The organism is Empedobacter stercoris (assembly GCF_025244765.1).
Lineage (GTDB): Bacteria > Bacteroidota > Bacteroidia > Flavobacteriales > Weeksellaceae > Empedobacter > Empedobacter stercoris.
In genome coordinates this window covers 1,318,051-1,335,177 of sequence record NZ_CP104209.1, presented here as the reverse complement: position 1 = coordinate 1,335,177, position 17,127 = coordinate 1,318,051, and the positions used below count along the sequence as shown (strand labels likewise).

Genomic DNA, 17,127 nt, shown 5'->3' with positions numbered 1-17,127 from the left:
AAATATTTGACCTCGTTTAAGCCATTTTAAGCGAGGTTTGTTTTTAAAGAAATATGCTAAATTGTAATATTAGGGTAGCTTAAAAACGCACTTTTTTAAGTCGTGAAGGAGTAATTTTGTAAAAAGCTGTATTTCCCTTGTTTTAGGGAAACAACTTGGGCTAAAACACTCGGGGTTTTGAAAATAAAACGTAGATATTTCTTCAAGTTATAAGATAAACTTGACATCAAAACGTGTTTATTGGCTTGTGCCATTCCTCTGCTGTTGATTCGTTTTAGGTTAAAAAAGTTAATCAACGTTCCTAAAACGGGTTCTACCGTAGCACTTCGTCGTTTTACTAACCTGCGGTGATATGCTTTGTTTTGGGTGAGTTTTTCGTGCATTTTATCGTACAAAGGTTTGTGAATGCTTTCTTCCAATTTTTTAAACTTGGTTACTTTTCCACAACAACTCTCTCTCAAAGGGCATTTCCCACAATCTTTTTCCGAACTTCGGTAGCTCTTCTTTTCATAACCTTTGCTGTCTGTTAAAGTCCTTTTAAACGGTAAAAAAGCTTTATTTCCGCCTTCTTGAATACATTGGTAACGGTTTTCTTTTTTATTGAAAATAAAGCCTTCCCGTTCGGGTTTATATTGTCCAAAGTTGGGGATCCAAGCATCTAAGTTATGATCTTCACAATATTGCAAACTTGTACCGCTACTGTAGCCCGCATCAGCCAAAACTTCACCTATTTGAATCTCATTTTGTTTAAAATTTTCAATCGTTTGATCCATGATTTCTGCAAAAATAGCACTGTCTTTACTACCTGCTGTGCTGGCACAAGCGCCTGTAATCACATGGTGTTTATCATCAACTGCTAACTGTCCCGCATAATTTAATTGACGTGGTTTTCCTGGTTTGGTCGAGATTTTCGCTTCAGGATCTGTTGGACTATAATGGGTATGATTACTCAAAAATTTTGCACGAATATCTTCACCATCTTCATTTTTTTGAATCGTTTTGCGAGCAGCAGGCATTCCTTTAAACTCTTCTTTTTTCCAATTATGATGTTGTTCTACCAACTTCTTTCGAGTTGATGTTACAGTTCGATTAGGCTCACTGCATGCTTTGAATTCTGAATTTTCTTCCAATTCATTCACAAAAGCAGAAGCATCGTTTAGAACCTCTTTTTCAACAAGAGAATCCATGCTAGCGTTCGCTTTTATAAACGCTGAATCTACCGCTTGACGTTTCCCAGAAACCATGCCTTTATTGACACATAAACTCAATATCAACTGAAACAATTGCAAGAAAACTTCTTCGCCAAATAATGCGCGAGTTCGGCTAATTGTCGAATGCCAAGGTAATTCTTCGTTCAGATCATAACCTAAAAATAAACGAATACTCAAACTATCCGAACAAAAACGAATCAATGCTCTGTCGCTGTTGATATTATTCAAATAACCCACTAACAATATTTTAAAAAACACCACCGGATCAATACTTTCTTGACCTTCTTTTCCATAATATTTTGAGGTCGCTGGATAAAGAAAATCAAATGATAATTCTCGCTGTATTATTCGATAGTAATTATCCAAAGGCAACAATCGATCCAAACTTAAATCGTAAAATAATTGTGGGGTAAATTCTTTTCGTCCTTGCATACTACAAGATCCGAATTTTTTTTATTTTTGAGTTGTGCAACAAGCACATAGGTTTTGCAAAATGCGGGGTTTAAGTCTAAGTTGAAATATTTTAGATATTTATCCGCAAATTGGCTTTTCATATTGCTATTTTTTATTAATTTAACAATCTGAAAAAGCCATTTGCTTCGCTTCTGAATTCTTGAACTTTTCGTTCTTCGAATTCCCGCACTTCGCAAAGCCTTTTTCCGTTAGCGGCAATTATGAACCAAACCGTCAGAAATATAATTTTAATTAGCGGAATTATTCCAGCAACATTTTTGTTTCTCCTATCTATATTTTGGTTATTTCAATTTATAACAGATATATTTTATGATTGGGAAACATTCCTTTTAATTTTATGCTTTACATTCGGAATTCTTGGATATTTTGGATTATGGAGGAATTTAGTTTTATCCAAAAAACGAGTTAAATTAAATTCATATTTACTTGGATTTGGTATAATTGGATGTTTAACATTTATAATCTTTGAAGGTGGAGAAAGAGCAATAAAGTTGATAATTTCATTTGAAGAACCATTAGAAAATTTAATGTTGATTTGGCCACTTATTGTTTCTGTGATTGTTTTAATTTTAAACCTAAAAAACAAATGAAAAATAAATGGATACTGAGAATTTCTATTATTTTAAATATTTTTTTAATAGCACTTTTTCTATTGAATACGATGAACTCACCATCAAATGAAATTGGTAGACTTAAAAAAGATTTAAAAGTCGGCTTTTTTACAGGAGATAGTGCTTTTATTTTCTTACCAAAAGGACTTACTGTAAGAAACAAATCAGAAAGAGGGCTTTCCGCAATTGGACAATTTGAAAATAATAGATTTGAAATTGTTATAACAAGTGATGAAGATTTAGTTGAGTATAACTTACCGAAAGATAGTTTATTTACTTTTGGGAATTATTATTCTGCTGACATTGAAAAATATAAATCTAACAATAAAGAATAACTGCCGCTAACATCGGTAACTGTTGCACAACTCCAAATTTCGATTTCAGTTAGACAAAAAAAGCAAAGAATTGAGCTACATTGGAAGCGATGAATAAAAAAACTGCTTATAACATCTACTCATTTTCTGTGGTAAAAACGATGTTTTCGGGTCGGAAATCTACTATCTAGTTTCTCAAATCTAAAAATCTCAAAAAATATTTCCCGTCATAACAGTCAGTTAGGGATAGAAAGTAAAATAAATGTAAAATGCGTTTGGAAGTTCGGAAAAATGGGTTGTATATTTGCAATCCCAATACGAAAGACGAGTAGTATTGTAGTTGACATAAAGTAAAACAAACGACAAAACTTTTTTAAAATAAAATTTGGTAGTTAAGAAATAAGTTTTACCTTTGCAACCTCAAATCACGAGAGTGATTTTGCTGTGAAGTAAATTGACTTATTGAAATAAAAACTTTAAAATTTTTAAAATAAAATTTGGTAGTTAAGAAATAAGTTTTACCTTTGCAACCGCTTACAGAAACAGCGATGTTTTGTAAGTTATAAACTGAGAAGTTCATTTGAAATTATAATATATACAGAAGAAAAAATAAGCCGAATAATAACGAAGTCAATCCTTAAATAATGGAGCTTAAGGAAATTCGAAGTTGTAAAAACATAAGTCTTATAGACTAAACGAAATAATTTACAATGGAGAGTTTGATCCTGGCTCAGGATGAACGCTAGCGGGAGGCCTAACACATGCAAGCCGAGGGGTATAATTCTTTCGGGAATTAGAGACCGGCGCACGGGTGAGTAACGCGTATGCAACTTGCCCTACTGAAAAGGATAGCCCTTCGAAAGGAGGATTAATACTTTATAATAGATTTCATAGCATTATGGAGTTTTGAAAGATTTATCGCAGTAGGATAGGCATGCGTAAGATTAGATAGTTGGTGAGGTAACGGCTCACCAAGTCGACGATCTTTAGGGGGCCTGAGAGGGTGAACCCCCACACTGGTACTGAGACACGGACCAGACTCCTACGGGAGGCAGCAGTGAGGAATATTGGACAATGGGTGGAAGCCTGATCCAGCCATCCCGCGTGTAGGAAGACGGCCTTATGGGTTGTAAACTACTTTTATCTGGGGATAAACCTATCTACGAGTAGATAGCTGAAGGTACCAGAAGAATAAGCACCGGCTAACTCCGTGCCAGCAGCCGCGGTAATACGGAGGGTGCAAGCGTTATCCGGATTTATTGGGTTTAAAGGGTCCGTAGGCGGATTAATCAGTCAGTGGTGAAATCTCATAGCTTAACTATGAAACTGCCATTGATACTGTTAGTCTTGAGTAATGTTGAAGTTGCTGGAATGTGTAGTGTAGCGGTGAAATGCTTAGATATTACGCAGAACACCAATTGCGAAGGCAGGTGACTAAACATTAACTGACGCTGATGGACGAAAGCGTGGGGAGCGAACAGGATTAGATACCCTGGTAGTCCACGCCGTAAACGATGGATACTTGCTGTTGGATTTTCGGATTCAGTGGCTAAGCGAAAGTTATAAGTATCCCACCTGGGGAGTACGTTCGCAAGAATGAAACTCAAAGGAATTGACGGGGGCCCGCACAAGCGGTGGAGCATGTGGTTTAATTCGATGATACGCGAGGAACCTTACCAAGGCTTAAATGCATAATGACAGGACTAGAAATAGTTTTTTCTTCGGACAGAATGCAAGGTGCTGCATGGCTGTCGTCAGCTCGTGCCGTGAGGTGTTAGGTTAAGTCCTGCAACGAGCGCAACCCCTATCATTAGTTGCCAGCGTTTAAAGACGGGGACTCTAATGAGACTGCCGGTGCAAACCGCGAGGAAGGTGGGGACGACGTCAAGTCATCACGGCCCTTACGTCTTGGGCTACACACGTGCTACAATGGTAAGTACAGAGGGCAGCTACCTAGCGATAGGATGCGAATCTCGAAAACTTATCTCAGTTCGGATTGGAGTCTGCAACTCGACTCTATGAAGCTGGAATCGCTAGTAATCGCATATCAGCCATGATGCGGTGAATACGTTCCCGGGCCTTGTACACACCGCCCGTCAAGCCATGGAAGCTGGGGGTACCTGAAGTCGGTGACCGTAACAGGAGCTGCCTAGGGTAAAACTGGTAACTAGGGCTAAGTCGTAACAAGGTAGCCGTACCGGAAGGTGCGGCTGGAACATCTCATATTTAGAGAACGACGAATTTTCTTCTATTAATTAGAAGATTGATTTTGATTCGGCTTTTTATTCTGTATAAACTATAAATATAGACCACTCTTTAAGAGTATTAAAGAGTCTCATAGCTCAGCTGGTTAGAGCGCTACACTGATAATGTAGAGGTCGGCAGTTCGAGTCTGCCTGAGACTACTAAATAACATAAAGAGGGGGATTAGCTCAGCTGGCTAGAGCGCTTGCCTTGCACGCAAGAGGTCATCGGTTCGACTCCGATATTCTCCACGATTTTAATTTGAGAATTATTTAATTAGCTAATTAGCAAATTATCACATTTCCGAATTAACAGAAGAGTTCATTGACATTATTAGAAACAGATTATAATTTAATAATTATAATCGCATACAATCAAAAACAAACAGATTTAGAAATAAATACAAAAGTTTTAAAAAGGTATACAATTAATCAATAAAACGAGTAAGATTAACATAACCGCTCATAAATATGACGGTTAAATCGAGAAAAAAGTTACAAAGGGCGTACGGCGGATGCCTAGGCTTTGAGAGGCGATGAAGGACGTGATAAGCTGCGATAAGCTTCGGGGAGTGGCACATACACATTATATCCGAAGATTTCCGAATGGGACAACCCGGCATGTTGAAGACATGTCACTGCGTAAGCAGAGCGAACGTTGGGAACTGAAACATCTAAGTACCAATAGGAAAAGAAATCAATTGAGATTCCGTAAGTAGTGGCGAGCGAACGCGGATTAGCCCTAAAGACTTTATAAAGATAACAGAATAACCTGGAAAGGTTAACCGAAGAGGGTGATAGTCCCGTAAGTGAAATTTTTATAATGTTGATAACGAGTAAGGCGGAACACGAGAAATTCTGTCCGAATATGGGAGGACCATCTTCCAAGGCTAAATACTCCTCAAAGACCGATAGTGAACTAGTACTGTGAAGGAAAGGTGAAAAGCATTTCGAATAGAAAGTTGAAATAGAACCTGAAACCGTACGCCTACAAGCGGTCGGAGCACGCAAGTGTGACGGCGTGCCTTTTGCATAATGAGCCTACGAGTTAATGTTGCTGGCAAGGTTAAGGACTTCAGGTCCGGAGCCGTAGCGAAAGCGAGTCTGAATAGGGCGTTATAGTCAGTAGTATTAGACGCGAAACCTTGTGATCTACCCATGGGCAGGTTGAAGCTTTGGTAACACAAAGTGGAGGACCGAACCGGTTGACGTTGAAAAGTCTTCGGATGACCTGTGGGTAGGGGTGAAAGGCCAATCAAACTGGGAAATAGCTCGTACTCCCCGAAATGCATTTAGGTGCAGCGTATAGTTAAGTATATTAGAGGTAGAGCTACTGATTGGATGCGGGGGCTTCACCGCCTACCAATTCCTGACAAACTCCGAATGCTAATATATGTTTCTATGCAGTGAGGGCATGGGTGCTAAGGTCCATGTCCGAGAGGGAAAGAACCCAGACCATCAGCTAAGGTCCCCAAATATATGCTAAGTTGAGAAAACGCGGTTGGATTGCATTGACAGCTAGGATGTTAGCTTGGAAGCAGCTATTCATTTAACGAGTGCGTAACAGCTCACTAGTCGAGCGATCCGGCATGGATAATAATCGGGCATAAGCATATTACCGAAGCTATGGATTACATCTTTTAGATGTACTGGTAGGGGAGCATTCTAACGGCGCAGAAGTCACCTGGTAATGGGTGGTGGAGCTTTTAGAAAAGAAAATGTAGGCATGAGTAACGATAAAATAAGTGAGAAACTTATTCGCCGTAAGACTAAGGATTCCTCAGCTATGCTAATCAGCTGAGGGTTAGTCGGGACCTAACACGCACCCTTTGGGGGAAGTGGATGGCAAACGGGTTAATATTCCCGTACCTGCACTCAATAAAAGTGACGAATGATTGTAGGAGGTGCGTACTGACGGAATAGTACGTTGAACCTACGTAAAGTAGGGATAGTACACGAAGGTTTCGGCTGGAGTGATAATCCTCTGAAAATTGTTCCAAGAAATAGCGAGATGTGCAGCCCGTACCGTAAACCGACACAGGTGGTCGAGGAGAGTATCCTAAGGCGCTCGAGCGATTCATGGTTAAGGAATTAGGCAAAATAGACCTGTAACTTCGGGAGAAAGGTCGCTGTCAGCAATGACAGCCTCAGTAAAAAGGCCCAGGCGACTGTTTATCAAAAACACAGGACTCTGCAAAATAGAAATATGACGTATAGGGTCTGACACCTGCCCGGTGCTGGAAGGTTAAGGAAGGAGCTTAGAGGTAACTCGAAGGTTTTGACTGAAGCCCCAGTAAACGGCGGCCGTAACTATAACGGTCCTAAGGTAGCGAAATTCCTTGTCGGGTAAGTTCCGACCTGCACGAATGGTGTAACGATCTGGGCACTGTCTCAACCATGATCTCGGTGAAATTGTAGTATCGGTGAAGATGCCGGTTAATCGCAACGGGACGAAAAGACCCTGTGAACCTTTACTATAGCTTTGTATTGACTTCGGGTAAATAATGTGTAGGATAGGTGGGAGACTATGAATCAGTATCGCTAGGTATTGTGGAGTCATTGTTGAAATACCACCCTTTATTTACTTGGAGCCTAACTTCCTTTTAGGAAGGACAGTGCATGGTGGGTAGTTTGACTGGGGTGGTCGCCTCCAAAAGAGTAACGGAGGCTTTCAAAGGTACCCTCAGCACGCTTGGTAACCGTGCGTAGAGTGTAATGGCATAAGGGTGCTTGACTGTGAGACCAACAAGTCGATCAGGTGCGAAAGCAGGACATAGTGATCCGGTGGTTCCGTATGGAAGGGCCATCGCTCAAAGGATAAAAGGTACTCCGGGGATAACAGGCTAGTCTCCCCCAAGAGCTCACATCGACGGGGAGGTTCGGCACCTCGATGTCGGCTCGTCACATCCTGGGGCTGGAGAAGGTCCCAAGGGTTGGGCTGTTCGCCCATTAAAGTGGCACGCGAGCTGGGTTCAGAACGTCGTGAGACAGTTCGGTCTCTATCTGTTGTGATCGTTAGAAGTTTGAGCGGACTTGACTCTAGTACGAGAGGACCGTGTTGAACAAACCTCTGGTGTATCAGTTGTGCCGCCAGGTGCACCGCTGAGTAGCTACGTTTGGAAGAGATAAGCACTGAAAGCATATAAGTGCGAAACTCGCCGCAAGATTAGACTTCTTTAAAGGGTCGTTGTAGACTACAACGTTGATAGGCTATAGATGTAAAGGCAGCGATGTCATAGTCGAGTAGTACTAATTACCCATAGACTTTTTCTTAAAAGTACAACGAATCAAAGATAGTTGGTAGCGATACCAACAACAATAAAAAGATTAAATACTAAGATTGATTTAATCGTCATAGAGAAGGTTAGTTAATCTTATTTGGATTAAACATGTAATACCAGATTGTAAGAGTTTGTAAAATGTATTATGTAAAAAGTATTAAGTAATCACTTAATACAATAAAACATAAGACTTAATACAACATTTAATAATGTCAAGAAATATTAGGAACTAATACCTAATTAAAAATATTAGGGTGACTATAGCTGCAGGGCTCACCTCTTCCCATTCCGAACAGAGAAGTTAAGCCTGCCTGCGCCGATGGTACTGCTATTGCGGGAGAGTAGGTCGTCGCCAGTTTTTATCAAAAGCCTCAAGATTATTTCTTGAGGCTTTTTTGTGTTTAAATGTTTTGTAATTTTGCTAAACGATAAACGCTAAACGCTAAACGCTAAACGCTAAACGCTAAACGCTAAACGCGTTAGGGATAGTAGTGGAAATCCTTTTGTTTGACAAAGGATTTTGTTTTTAGGTACCTATGATACTCCAAACAAAAGATTGCAACGGATAGCCCGACCGAGCGTTAAGGAATTCATATAATTTTATAGGATGTTAGTTGGCGAGGGAACGCCCAGAAAGAAATTTATAGAATATTATCAAATATTATTTACTTTTAGTTTTTAAATAAGTTAGAGAAATGAAACCATTTAATGTACGTATATATGCGTTATTGGAACATAAGGGAAAAGTATTGGTGATTCATGAGCCTTTTCAGGAAAAGTTGATTTATAAGTTTCCTGGAGGTGGTTTGGAATTTGGTGAAGGAACGAAAGATTGTTTGAAACGCGAGTTTAAAGAAGAGCTAAATCTTGATGTAGAAATTGGTTCGCATATTTTTACACAAGATTTTTTTGTACTTAATGCTTTTGATCCTACTGAACAAGTTTTATTAATTTATTACAAAGCTACTGTTAGTGAAAAGTCATTGGCACAATTAAAAATTTTGGATGCTGATATCAACGAATTGTTGTGGATAGAGGTTAATGACTTGGATTCAAATCAATTTACACTTGACGCCGATAAAGTGGTTGTAGACTTGTATAAAAAAGAAAACTTCGAATCCTAAGACTCGAAGTTTATAATTTTTTGATCATCGAAATACTGAATAACAGCGTATTTCATTAACAAAGTTTGTTCGTTGGTTTTGAGTGGTGGTAAATCTTCCAATAACTCAAAATGTGGCCAACCATCTGGATCTTGTCCTTCGAAACGATAAAAACCGAAAGGCTCTAACACTCGACAAACGGCGATATGAAGTAAATTTAGTTTATCATCTTTTTTAAATCGTTTTTTTCCTTGTCCCAATTCTTGGACACCAATTAAAAAAAGTATTGTATCTAAATCTGGTCGTTCACCGTCCGTGAAATTTTGCATGAAGAATTCTTCAATCTGTTTCCACTTGTTATTATTTGATGATGATTCTTCTGTTAATTTTGAAATGTCCATTTAGAATTTACGTCCTTTATGACGCATATGTGGGTTTTGTAATTGCGAATTACTAACGTTGAAACGTTTCATTTGGGCGTTCATCATTTTGATTTGATCAGTAAACATTCCTTTCGAGTCGTTTTTCTTCGCTTCTTTTATATAACCTTCAGCTTCTTTCTTTTTACCTTTTGCCATTGCTGCACCAGCCAATGATAAGTTTGCCATTGCTCTGTCGTGGTCAAAAGATAAACCGTAGTTTAAGGCTTCTTTCATGTATTTTTCTGAAACGGCAACATTATCTTGCGCTTCAGTAATTCCCATCATGTAATGAAAATATCCCATTTGTTTTGGAATTAATTCTGTTGATGGATTCTTGATTCTTTGTAACCATTTTTTCGCTTTTGCCATATCCTCTTTGCGTAAAAACCAGAACGCTAACAAGATGTTTTCGTTTCTGAAATAAAATAAAATAGGAAATACAGAGACTAATAACGAAACAAATCCCCAACCATATTCGCGAGTGCTAAACAAAAAGATTGCTAAAGCGATTAATACAGCGGCGATTACTAATTTAATGTATTTGTTCATCGTTTATAAATATGATTTGATACTATCTGCAATTTCATTCATTTTCTCGGCAGATAATTGAAGTTTTGGATTTGAGAAATTGATATCTTGCATTGAATTTAGAGGAACCAAATGTACATGTACATGTGGTACCTCTAATCCAACAACTGCTACACCAACTCGTAGACAAGGTATAGCTTTTTCTACAGCTTGTGCAATTTCATACGAAAAGTCCATTAAACCTAAATAGGTTTCTTTGTCTAAATCGAAGATTTTATCAACTTCCTTTTTCGGGATTACCAATACATGTCCTTCTACCAAAGGGAAGGCGTCTAAAATAGCGATGTAACGATCGTTTTCAGCAATTTTGTATGATGGTATTTCTCCGTTTATAATTTTAGTGAAAATGCTTGCCATATGTTTTTAATTTTTGAAATCTTAGTCCAAAGATATTTCTAAAATTTCAAAATTTAAAGTCATTCCGTTAGGTAATGTAATTTCTGCAACATCACCAAGAGATTTTCCTAATAATCCTTTTGCAATTGGTGTGTTAACTGAGATGCGCATTTTAGCTAAATCAGCTTCAGATTCTGGTACCAAAGTGTACACTAATTCTTGTCCGTTAGCTGTATTTTTTATTTTAACTTTTGATAAGATAGAGACTTTTGAGTGGTCTAATTTAGATTCATCTATAACACGAGAAAAAGCAACAACTTCTTTTAATTTAGCTATTTGCATTTCTAACATTCCTTGTGCTTCTTTTGCAGCATCGTATTCTGCATTCTCAGATAAATCACCTTTATCACGTGCATCAGCAATTTGTTGCGAAATTTTTGGACGCTCAAAAGTTTCTAACTGATGAAGCTCTTCACGCAACTTTTCTAATCCTTCTTTCGTTACATATTGTATATTTGCCATAACAACAATGTTTAATTAATTTTTTATTAAATAGTGATATAAAATAAATAATCCTACACATATCGTAGATATGCGCAGGACTATTCTATTTTTCTATTACAAAGATAGTAAAAAATATATACCAATTTAAAAATGAAAGAGTTTATTAAAACGATTCTAAATAAAGTTTTATTTTTAGGTGCACTTCTACTAATTTTTCAATCATGTAATACAGATGATGGAACGGTAAGTTGTGTTCCTTTAACGACTGTAAATGTTGCCATCAACACAACATTACCATTGTATGCTAATCTTAATAATCCAGGTGGTTGGGTTTATGTAAATGGAACGATGGCAGGTACAAGAGGAATAATTGTAGTACGAACAGCCTCAGGTTATAAAGCGTATGATCGGAATGCCCCACATATATGCCCAACTGAAAAATCTACATTGTACGTAGAAGAGGATATTAAAATTGTTTGTAAAGAAGATGGTGCAGAATGGATGTTATTAACAGGACAACCTACTAAAGTTGCGAATCGTGCTCCACGTACATATCAAGTATATGCAACACAGAATGGTGTCATAACTATTACGAATTAAAGATTATTAATAATTGAATTATATTTACAAAAAAAATGGAATTATGATCTAATACTATGCGTGCATAAATAAATTAGATTATTTTTGGATTAAATTATTTTTAAAAAAAGATAATTTCGTTGTAAAGCTTATCCAAATCCATTATTTTTGGTAAATTAAATTATTATCAAATAAAACATAAACACAATGAGCATTATTTCGCATATTCATGCAAGACAAATTTTAGATTCTCGTGGTAATCCTACAGTAGAAGTTGACGTCATTACAGAATCAGGTATATTAGGACGTGCAGCAGTTCCGTCTGGAGCATCTACAGGAGAATATGAAGCGGTAGAATTACGTGACGGTGGAGATATTTACTTAGGAAAAGGAGTATTAAAAGCAGTTGAGAATGTAAATGACGTTATTGCTCCAGAATTAATTGGTTTCTCAGTTTTCGAACAAAATTTAATCGACCAAGTGATGATTGATTTAGACGGAACAGAAAACAAAGCGAAATTAGGTGCGAATGCGATTTTGGGTGTTTCATTAGCGGTTGCAAAAGCAGCAGCAGAAGAATTAGGTTTACCATTATTTAGATATATTGGAGGTGTTAATGCGAATACATTACCAGTTCCAATGATGAATATTGTAAATGGAGGTTCTCACTCTGATGCGCCAATCGCTTTTCAAGAGTTTATGATTATGCCAGTTCAGGCAGCATCTTTCTCGGACGCTTTGCGCAAAGGAACAGAAGTTTTTCATTCACTAAAGAAGATTTTACACGATAGAGGTTTATCTACAGCTGTAGGTGACGAAGGAGGTTTTGCTCCGACTTTTGAAGGAACAGAAGATGCTTTAGATACAGTAATTTTAGCGATAGAAAAAGCAGGTTATAAAGCAGGTGAAGAAATTATGATTGCATTAGATTGTGCATCATCAGAATTTTACCATGATGGAAAATACGATTATACAAAATTCGAAGGAGATAAAGGAGCTATTCGTACTTCTGCAGAGCAGGCAGCTTATTTAGCAGAATTAGCAGAAAAATATCCGATTATTTCGATTGAAGATGGTATGGATGAAAATGATTGGGAAGGTTGGAAAATTTTAACGGATAAAATTGGTGATCGTGTACAATTAGTTGGTGACGATTTGTTGGTGACAAATGTTAAGAAATTAGATCAAGCAATTGAAACAGAAACAGCAAATTCAATCTTAATCAAATTTAATCAAATTGGTACATTAACAGAAACAATTAAAGCTGTTCAAATGGCTCAAAATGCACGTTACACAGCAGTAATGTCTCACCGTTCTGGAGAAACTGAAGATGCTACAATTGCTGATTTAGCTGTTGCATTGAACACAGGACAAATTAAAACAGGTTCTGCATGTCGTTCTGATCGTATGGCAAAATATAACCAATTGTTACGTATCGAAGAAATTCTTGGTGAGACTGCTATCTTCCCAGGTCTTAAAGCTTTTAAAGTTAAGCGATAGAATTATTTTAGACTGATAATTATCAGTCCTGAATTAATAAATTATTAGTAAATTACGCAATAAATAATATAAACTATAAAATGTCAGATAAGGTAATATTAAATTACAATGGAAATGAGTTGGAACTTCCAGTTACAACAGGTTCAATGGACGAAAAATCTATTGACATTTCTAAGTTAAGAAGTGCTACTGGGTTAATCACAATGGATCCAGGATATAAAAATACAGGAGCATGTGAGTCTAAAATTACATTTTTAGATGGTGAAGAAGGGAAATTGATGTACCGTGGCTATCCTATTGAGCAATTAGCAGAGAAATCTTCTTTCGTAGAAGTAATGTATTTGTTAATCAAAGGAGAATTACCAACGCAAGCTGAATTAGATAAATTTGTAGCAGATATTAATGAGTATAACCATGTATCGGAAGATTTAATTAAAATCTTAGATGCATTCCCAAGTTCAGCTCATCCAATGGGAGTTTTAACTTCTTTGACAGCTGCATTATCAGCTTTCAATCCAAAAGTTGTTGATGTTACTTCTCCAGAAGATATGTACAAAGCTGCTGTAACTTTATTAGGGAAATTCCCAGTTTTAGCATCTTGGACACAAAGAAAAATCAAAGGTTTACCAGTAAATTACTCTAACGATAAATTATCTTATGTAGAAAACTTTTACCAATTGTTATTTAAAAAACCAGGTCAAGATTTAGAATTAGACCCAGTTATTGTTGATGCAATTGATAAATTATTAATCTTACACGCAGATCACGAGCAAAACTGTTCTACATCAAGTGTACGTTTAGTAGGATCTTCTCACGCAGGTTTATTCGCTTCAATCTCTGGTGGTATCTCAGCTTTATGGGGACCATTACACGGAGGTGCTAACCAAGCAGTATTAGAAATGTTAGAAGCAATCAAAAATGATGGTGGAGACGTAGATAAATACTTAGCGAAAGCAAAAGATAAAAACGATCCATTCCGTTTAATGGGATTCGGACACCGTGTTTATAAAAACTTTGACCCTCGTGCGAAAATCATCAAAGTTGCTGCTGACAACGTTTTAGAGAAATTAGGCATCAATGATCCTATTTTAGATATTGCGAAAAAATTAGAAAAAGCTGCTTTAGAAGACGAATACTTCAAAGCAAGAAACTTATATCCAAACGTAGATTTCTATTCAGGAATTATTTACAAAGCGTTAGATATCCCTACAGAAATGTTTACAGTAATGTTTGCTGTTGGACGCCTACCAGGATGGATTGCTCAATGGATGGAAATGCGCGAAACGAATCAACCAATTGGTCGTCCTCGTCAATTATACACAGGAGCTCCATTACGTGATTACGTTGATATTGAAAACAGATAAGAAATTTCTTATTTACTATATAATCCGAAAATCAAGATTTGATTTTCGGATTTTTTTTTAACAATAAATTCCCAAAGATTTTTTGTTTAAAACGCGTTAAAGCTTTATTTTTAAGTGATTTAAATTTTATTCCTATGAAATTTGAGAAAATACATAATAAAGGTCAAGCGCAAATATTCGAAAACAAATATCTGGAAATGTTGACAAAAGGTCATCCTGCAGTTATTTGGGGAATGTATATCCCATTACTTTCTTATTGTATTTATTATGGAATTTCGCGTTACGAATTATCTACACTAACAATTGTTTCTATTTTTTTTGGTGCGATGTTATTTTGGACATTGTTCGAATATTTTGCACATCGTTATCTTTTCCATTGGACAGCTGAACAAAAAAGTTTGAAACGAATTGTTTATATTTTTCATGGGAATCATCATCATTATCCGCGCGATAAACAACGTTTGTTTATGCCACCAGTTCCAAGTATTCTTTTGGCGTCAATCATTTTCTTGATTCAATATTTAATTTTAGGGAAATATACCTTTGCTTTCTTTCCTGGTTTTATGATTGGCTATTTATTGTATGCGTCTATGCATTATTTGATTCATGCTGTTGCGCCGCCTTTCAAGTTTATGAAACCTCTTTGGCGCAATCATCATTTGCATCATTATAAAAACGAAGAGTTAGGTTTTGGAGTGTCAAATACATTTTGGGATCGTATTTTTGGAACAATGTTCGATCTAAAAAATGAGAAAGAGGATAAAGAAAAAGTAAAAGAATTGATGTTTGAGAAGAAAAGTTAATATGAATAGTATCAAAACTATAATACTTCTATTGTTGTTTTCTAATTTGCTTTTTGCTCAAGAAATAAAAGAAGATTTTTCTGCTGAATTAGTGGTTTTAAATGATGAAAATTTAAAAGAAATAATTACGAATATAAATTTTGATGATTATTGTAAAAGAGAAGGGTATGTTTGGATTATAGATTTTAGAAATAAAAATTATATTGAATTGACAAGTTCAAAGAAAAGTAAATTGCTTCGACCTAATTCATCTATTTATGGAACTATATTGAATGATAATATTGTTTTTATTATTTCGAATGAAAATGATTTGATATCAATTAAAAAATTTGGATTTAAGATTGATTTGAATAAATTCAATTTTTATGATGTATCTACAGGACCAAATGTCTCTTCTTGGTATTTTAAAAAGGTAAATGAAAAAACAGAATTGGTGAAAGAAAGTATCTTTCCATGTGTTTATAATTAGATGTTTGAGAAGAAAAGTTAATTTTAGTATCTTCCGTCAAATTATCACACTCAGAAAAAATGAAAAAATATACTTTACTTGCAATTGGATTACTTGCATTCAATCAAGCAAATGCGCAATATTCAAAAGAAAATCAAAAGAAATATGTCGAAGAATTAGCTTCTGATGCTATGAAAGGTCGAAAATTTGGAACACCAGAAAATCGTTTGGCTGCTGAATTGATTGCAAAAAAGTTCAATGAAAATAATCTAAAACCATGTGTTGGTGATTCATATTTAATCGAATTTGAATATAAAGGGAATACGGGACAAAATGTTTGTGGAATCAAAGAAGGTAAATCGACTGATATTTATGCTGTAGGTGCACATTTTGATCATGTTGGAACAAGTGATAAAAGCGAAGATAAAATTTTTAATGGAGCAGATGATAATGCGAGTGGAACATCGGCTGTAATGGCGTTGTCTGATTATTTTAAGAATAAGAAAGTGAAGCAAACCATGATGTTTATGGCTTTTGATGCTGAAGAAATTGGATTAATTGGTTCTAAAATGTTGGTCGAAAATTCTGATTTCCAAAAATATTTACCGCAAATGAAAGTGATGTTGAATTTAGAAATGATTGGAACTGTTTCTGCTTTTGGCGAAGGTAAAGTGTATATGACAGGAAGTGATCGTTCGGATTTGATGGAGATTATGAATAAAAATTCTTGCAAAACTTTTAACGTAGAGCACGATCCTTATTTACAACAGCAATTGTTTTTCCGTTCAGATAATGTAAACTTTGTCAATCATAAGGTGGTTTCTCACGCACTTTCATCGGTCAATATGGAAAATCAAAATCATTATCATCAAGTTAATGATGAAATTTCGGTGATTAATTTTAAAAATCTTTCAACAATCACAAAAGGAATTGGACGTAGCTTAAATAAAATGATGAAGAATAATGAAGCACCAAAATATTTAAAATAAAATTTAATCCGTTCTACTTGAACGGATTTTTGTTTACCATATTTTGTAACAAGTAATCTAAAAAATCAACTAATATTGAAAATGATCTAAATGAGTAAATTAATCAATCCTTTAAGTTGTTGTATTCTTGCAATTTTGTTATTTTTAATTCTTTCGGTTAATTTCTTTCCAATCGAAGGATTAGAAAAATTATACAAATATAGAATTGTATTGATTGTGCTTTATGTTATGTTGCGATTATTAAAACATTTTGTATACAAAGAAAACATCAAAACAAAGGAATAGAATTGTAACAGGAAGCTTCGAATAATCCTATATTTTAATTAACATATTATTTTACAGATTTTTTACTGAAAG

Annotated in this window: 14 protein-coding genes, 2 tRNA genes and 3 rRNA genes; 14 read left to right on the top strand and 5 right to left on the bottom strand. The window is 35.9% G+C overall.

Annotation, left to right across the window (positions count from 1 at the left end):
• Positions 1-95: 95 nt before the first annotated feature.
• Positions 96-1,643 (bottom strand): IS1182 family transposase, encoded by a 1,548-nt coding sequence (locus tag NZD85_RS06300; RefSeq protein WP_260544289.1) that lies wholly within the window; start codon positions 1,641-1,643, stop codon positions 96-98.
• A gap of 628 nt (positions 1,644-2,271) precedes the next feature.
• Here NZD85_RS06300 and NZD85_RS06295 point away from each other — a divergent pair.
• From NZD85_RS06295 to NZD85_RS06265, 7 genes are all read left to right on the top strand, one after another.
• Positions 2,272-2,631, top strand: a complete 360-nt coding sequence (locus tag NZD85_RS06295) for a hypothetical protein (RefSeq protein WP_260544287.1) — start codon at positions 2,272-2,274, stop codon at positions 2,629-2,631.
• A 686-nt stretch (positions 2,632-3,317) separates the two neighbouring features.
• Positions 3,318-4,836 (top strand): 16S ribosomal RNA (locus NZD85_RS06290).
• Positions 4,837-4,941: 105 nt separating this feature from the next.
• Positions 4,942-5,015, top strand: a tRNA-Ile gene (locus tag NZD85_RS06285).
• 16 nt (positions 5,016-5,031) lie between these two features.
• Positions 5,032-5,105, top strand: a tRNA-Ala gene (locus NZD85_RS06280).
• Positions 5,106-5,341: 236 nt separating this feature from the next.
• Positions 5,342-8,126, top strand: a 23S ribosomal RNA gene (locus NZD85_RS06275).
• Positions 8,127-8,384: 258 nt separating this feature from the next.
• Positions 8,385-8,492 (top strand): 5S ribosomal RNA (gene rrf / locus NZD85_RS06270).
• The 16S, 23S and 5S rRNA genes sit together here with 2 tRNA genes alongside, the layout of an rRNA operon.
• 337 nt (positions 8,493-8,829) lie before the next feature.
• Positions 8,830-9,258 (top strand): NUDIX domain-containing protein, encoded by a 429-nt coding sequence (locus NZD85_RS06265; RefSeq protein WP_260544285.1) that lies wholly within the window; start codon positions 8,830-8,832, stop codon positions 9,256-9,258.
• Here the strand turns inward: NZD85_RS06265 and NZD85_RS06260 are convergent.
• From NZD85_RS06260 to greA, 4 genes are read right to left on the bottom strand one after another with little or no spacing between them, the layout of a single operon-like run.
• The gene (locus NZD85_RS06260) at positions 9,255-9,638 is read right to left on the bottom strand and encodes a hypothetical protein (RefSeq protein ID WP_171623964.1); all 384 of its coding nucleotides are present in this window, start codon (positions 9,636-9,638) and stop codon (positions 9,255-9,257) included. The genes NZD85_RS06265 and NZD85_RS06260 overlap by 4 nt on opposite strands.
• Positions 9,639-10,208 carry a tetratricopeptide repeat protein gene (locus NZD85_RS06255; RefSeq protein WP_188319678.1) on the bottom strand — a complete coding sequence of 190 codons (570 nt, stop codon included), beginning with the start codon at positions 10,206-10,208 and terminating at the stop codon, positions 9,639-9,641.
• A 3-nt stretch (positions 10,209-10,211) separates the two neighbouring features.
• Complete coding sequence (locus NZD85_RS06250; protein ID WP_260544281.1) at positions 10,212-10,604, bottom strand: HIT family protein; 393 nt, start codon at positions 10,602-10,604, stop codon at positions 10,212-10,214.
• A gap of 21 nt (positions 10,605-10,625) precedes the next feature.
• A complete protein-coding gene (gene greA, locus NZD85_RS06245) occupies positions 10,626-11,105 on the bottom strand; it encodes a transcription elongation factor GreA (protein ID WP_171623961.1) in 480 nt (159 codons plus the stop codon).
• Between the two features lie 132 nt (positions 11,106-11,237).
• Between greA and NZD85_RS06240 the strand changes: the two genes are divergently transcribed.
• From NZD85_RS06240 to NZD85_RS06210, 7 genes are all read left to right on the top strand, one after another.
• The gene (locus NZD85_RS06240) at positions 11,238-11,687 is read left to right on the top strand and encodes a hypothetical protein (protein WP_225542651.1); all 450 of its coding nucleotides are present in this window, start codon (positions 11,238-11,240) and stop codon (positions 11,685-11,687) included.
• 186 nt (positions 11,688-11,873) lie between these two features.
• Positions 11,874-13,166: a phosphopyruvate hydratase gene (gene eno, locus NZD85_RS06235; protein WP_260544277.1), complete on the top strand. Its 1,293-nt coding sequence runs from the start codon at positions 11,874-11,876 to the stop codon at positions 13,164-13,166.
• Positions 13,167-13,246: 80 nt separating this feature from the next.
• Positions 13,247-14,530: a citrate synthase gene (locus NZD85_RS06230; RefSeq protein WP_171623958.1), complete on the top strand. Its 1,284-nt coding sequence runs from the start codon at positions 13,247-13,249 to the stop codon at positions 14,528-14,530.
• A 134-nt stretch (positions 14,531-14,664) separates the two neighbouring features.
• Positions 14,665-15,333, top strand: coding sequence for a sterol desaturase family protein (locus NZD85_RS06225; RefSeq protein WP_260544274.1), 669 nt, complete (start codon positions 14,665-14,667; stop codon positions 15,331-15,333).
• Between the two features lies 1 nt (position 15,334).
• A complete protein-coding gene (locus tag NZD85_RS06220; RefSeq protein ID WP_260544272.1) occupies positions 15,335-15,802 on the top strand; it encodes a hypothetical protein in 468 nt (155 codons plus the stop codon).
• Between the two features lie 59 nt (positions 15,803-15,861).
• On the top strand, positions 15,862-16,770 hold the full coding sequence (locus NZD85_RS06215; RefSeq protein ID WP_260544270.1) for a M28 family metallopeptidase: 909 nt from the start codon (positions 15,862-15,864) through the stop codon (positions 16,768-16,770).
• Between the two features lie 90 nt (positions 16,771-16,860).
• The gene (locus tag NZD85_RS06210; protein ID WP_171623955.1) at positions 16,861-17,055 is read left to right on the top strand and encodes a hypothetical protein; all 195 of its coding nucleotides are present in this window, start codon (positions 16,861-16,863) and stop codon (positions 17,053-17,055) included.
• Positions 17,056-17,127: the final 72 nt, after the last annotated feature.

Coding starts and splice junctions, on each gene's coding strand:
- NZD85_RS06295 (WP_260544287.1), top strand. CDS start 2,272: ATGAAAAATAAATGGATACTGAGAATTTCTATTATTTTAAATATTTTT.
- NZD85_RS06210 (WP_171623955.1), top strand. CDS start 16,861: ATGAGTAAATTAATCAATCCTTTAAGTTGTTGTATTCTTGCAATTTTG.
- NZD85_RS06220 (WP_260544272.1), top strand. CDS start 15,335: ATGAATAGTATCAAAACTATAATACTTCTATTGTTGTTTTCTAATTTG.
- NZD85_RS06260 (WP_171623964.1), bottom strand. CDS start 9,638: ATGGACATTTCAAAATTAACAGAAGAATCATCATCAAATAATAACAAG.
- eno (WP_260544277.1), top strand. CDS start 11,874: ATGAGCATTATTTCGCATATTCATGCAAGACAAATTTTAGATTCTCGT.
- NZD85_RS06255 (WP_188319678.1), bottom strand. CDS start 10,208: ATGAACAAATACATTAAATTAGTAATCGCCGCTGTATTAATCGCTTTA.
- NZD85_RS06230 (WP_171623958.1), top strand. CDS start 13,247: ATGTCAGATAAGGTAATATTAAATTACAATGGAAATGAGTTGGAACTT.
- NZD85_RS06265 (WP_260544285.1), top strand. CDS start 8,830: ATGAAACCATTTAATGTACGTATATATGCGTTATTGGAACATAAGGGA.
- NZD85_RS06250 (WP_260544281.1), bottom strand. CDS start 10,604: ATGGCAAGCATTTTCACTAAAATTATAAACGGAGAAATACCATCATAC.
- NZD85_RS06300 (WP_260544289.1), bottom strand. CDS start 1,643: ATGCAAGGACGAAAAGAATTTACCCCACAATTATTTTACGATTTAAGT.
- NZD85_RS06225 (WP_260544274.1), top strand. CDS start 14,665: ATGAAATTTGAGAAAATACATAATAAAGGTCAAGCGCAAATATTCGAA.
- NZD85_RS06240 (WP_225542651.1), top strand. CDS start 11,238: ATGAAAGAGTTTATTAAAACGATTCTAAATAAAGTTTTATTTTTAGGT.
- NZD85_RS06215 (WP_260544270.1), top strand. CDS start 15,862: ATGAAAAAATATACTTTACTTGCAATTGGATTACTTGCATTCAATCAA.
- greA (WP_171623961.1), bottom strand. CDS start 11,105: ATGGCAAATATACAATATGTAACGAAAGAAGGATTAGAAAAGTTGCGT.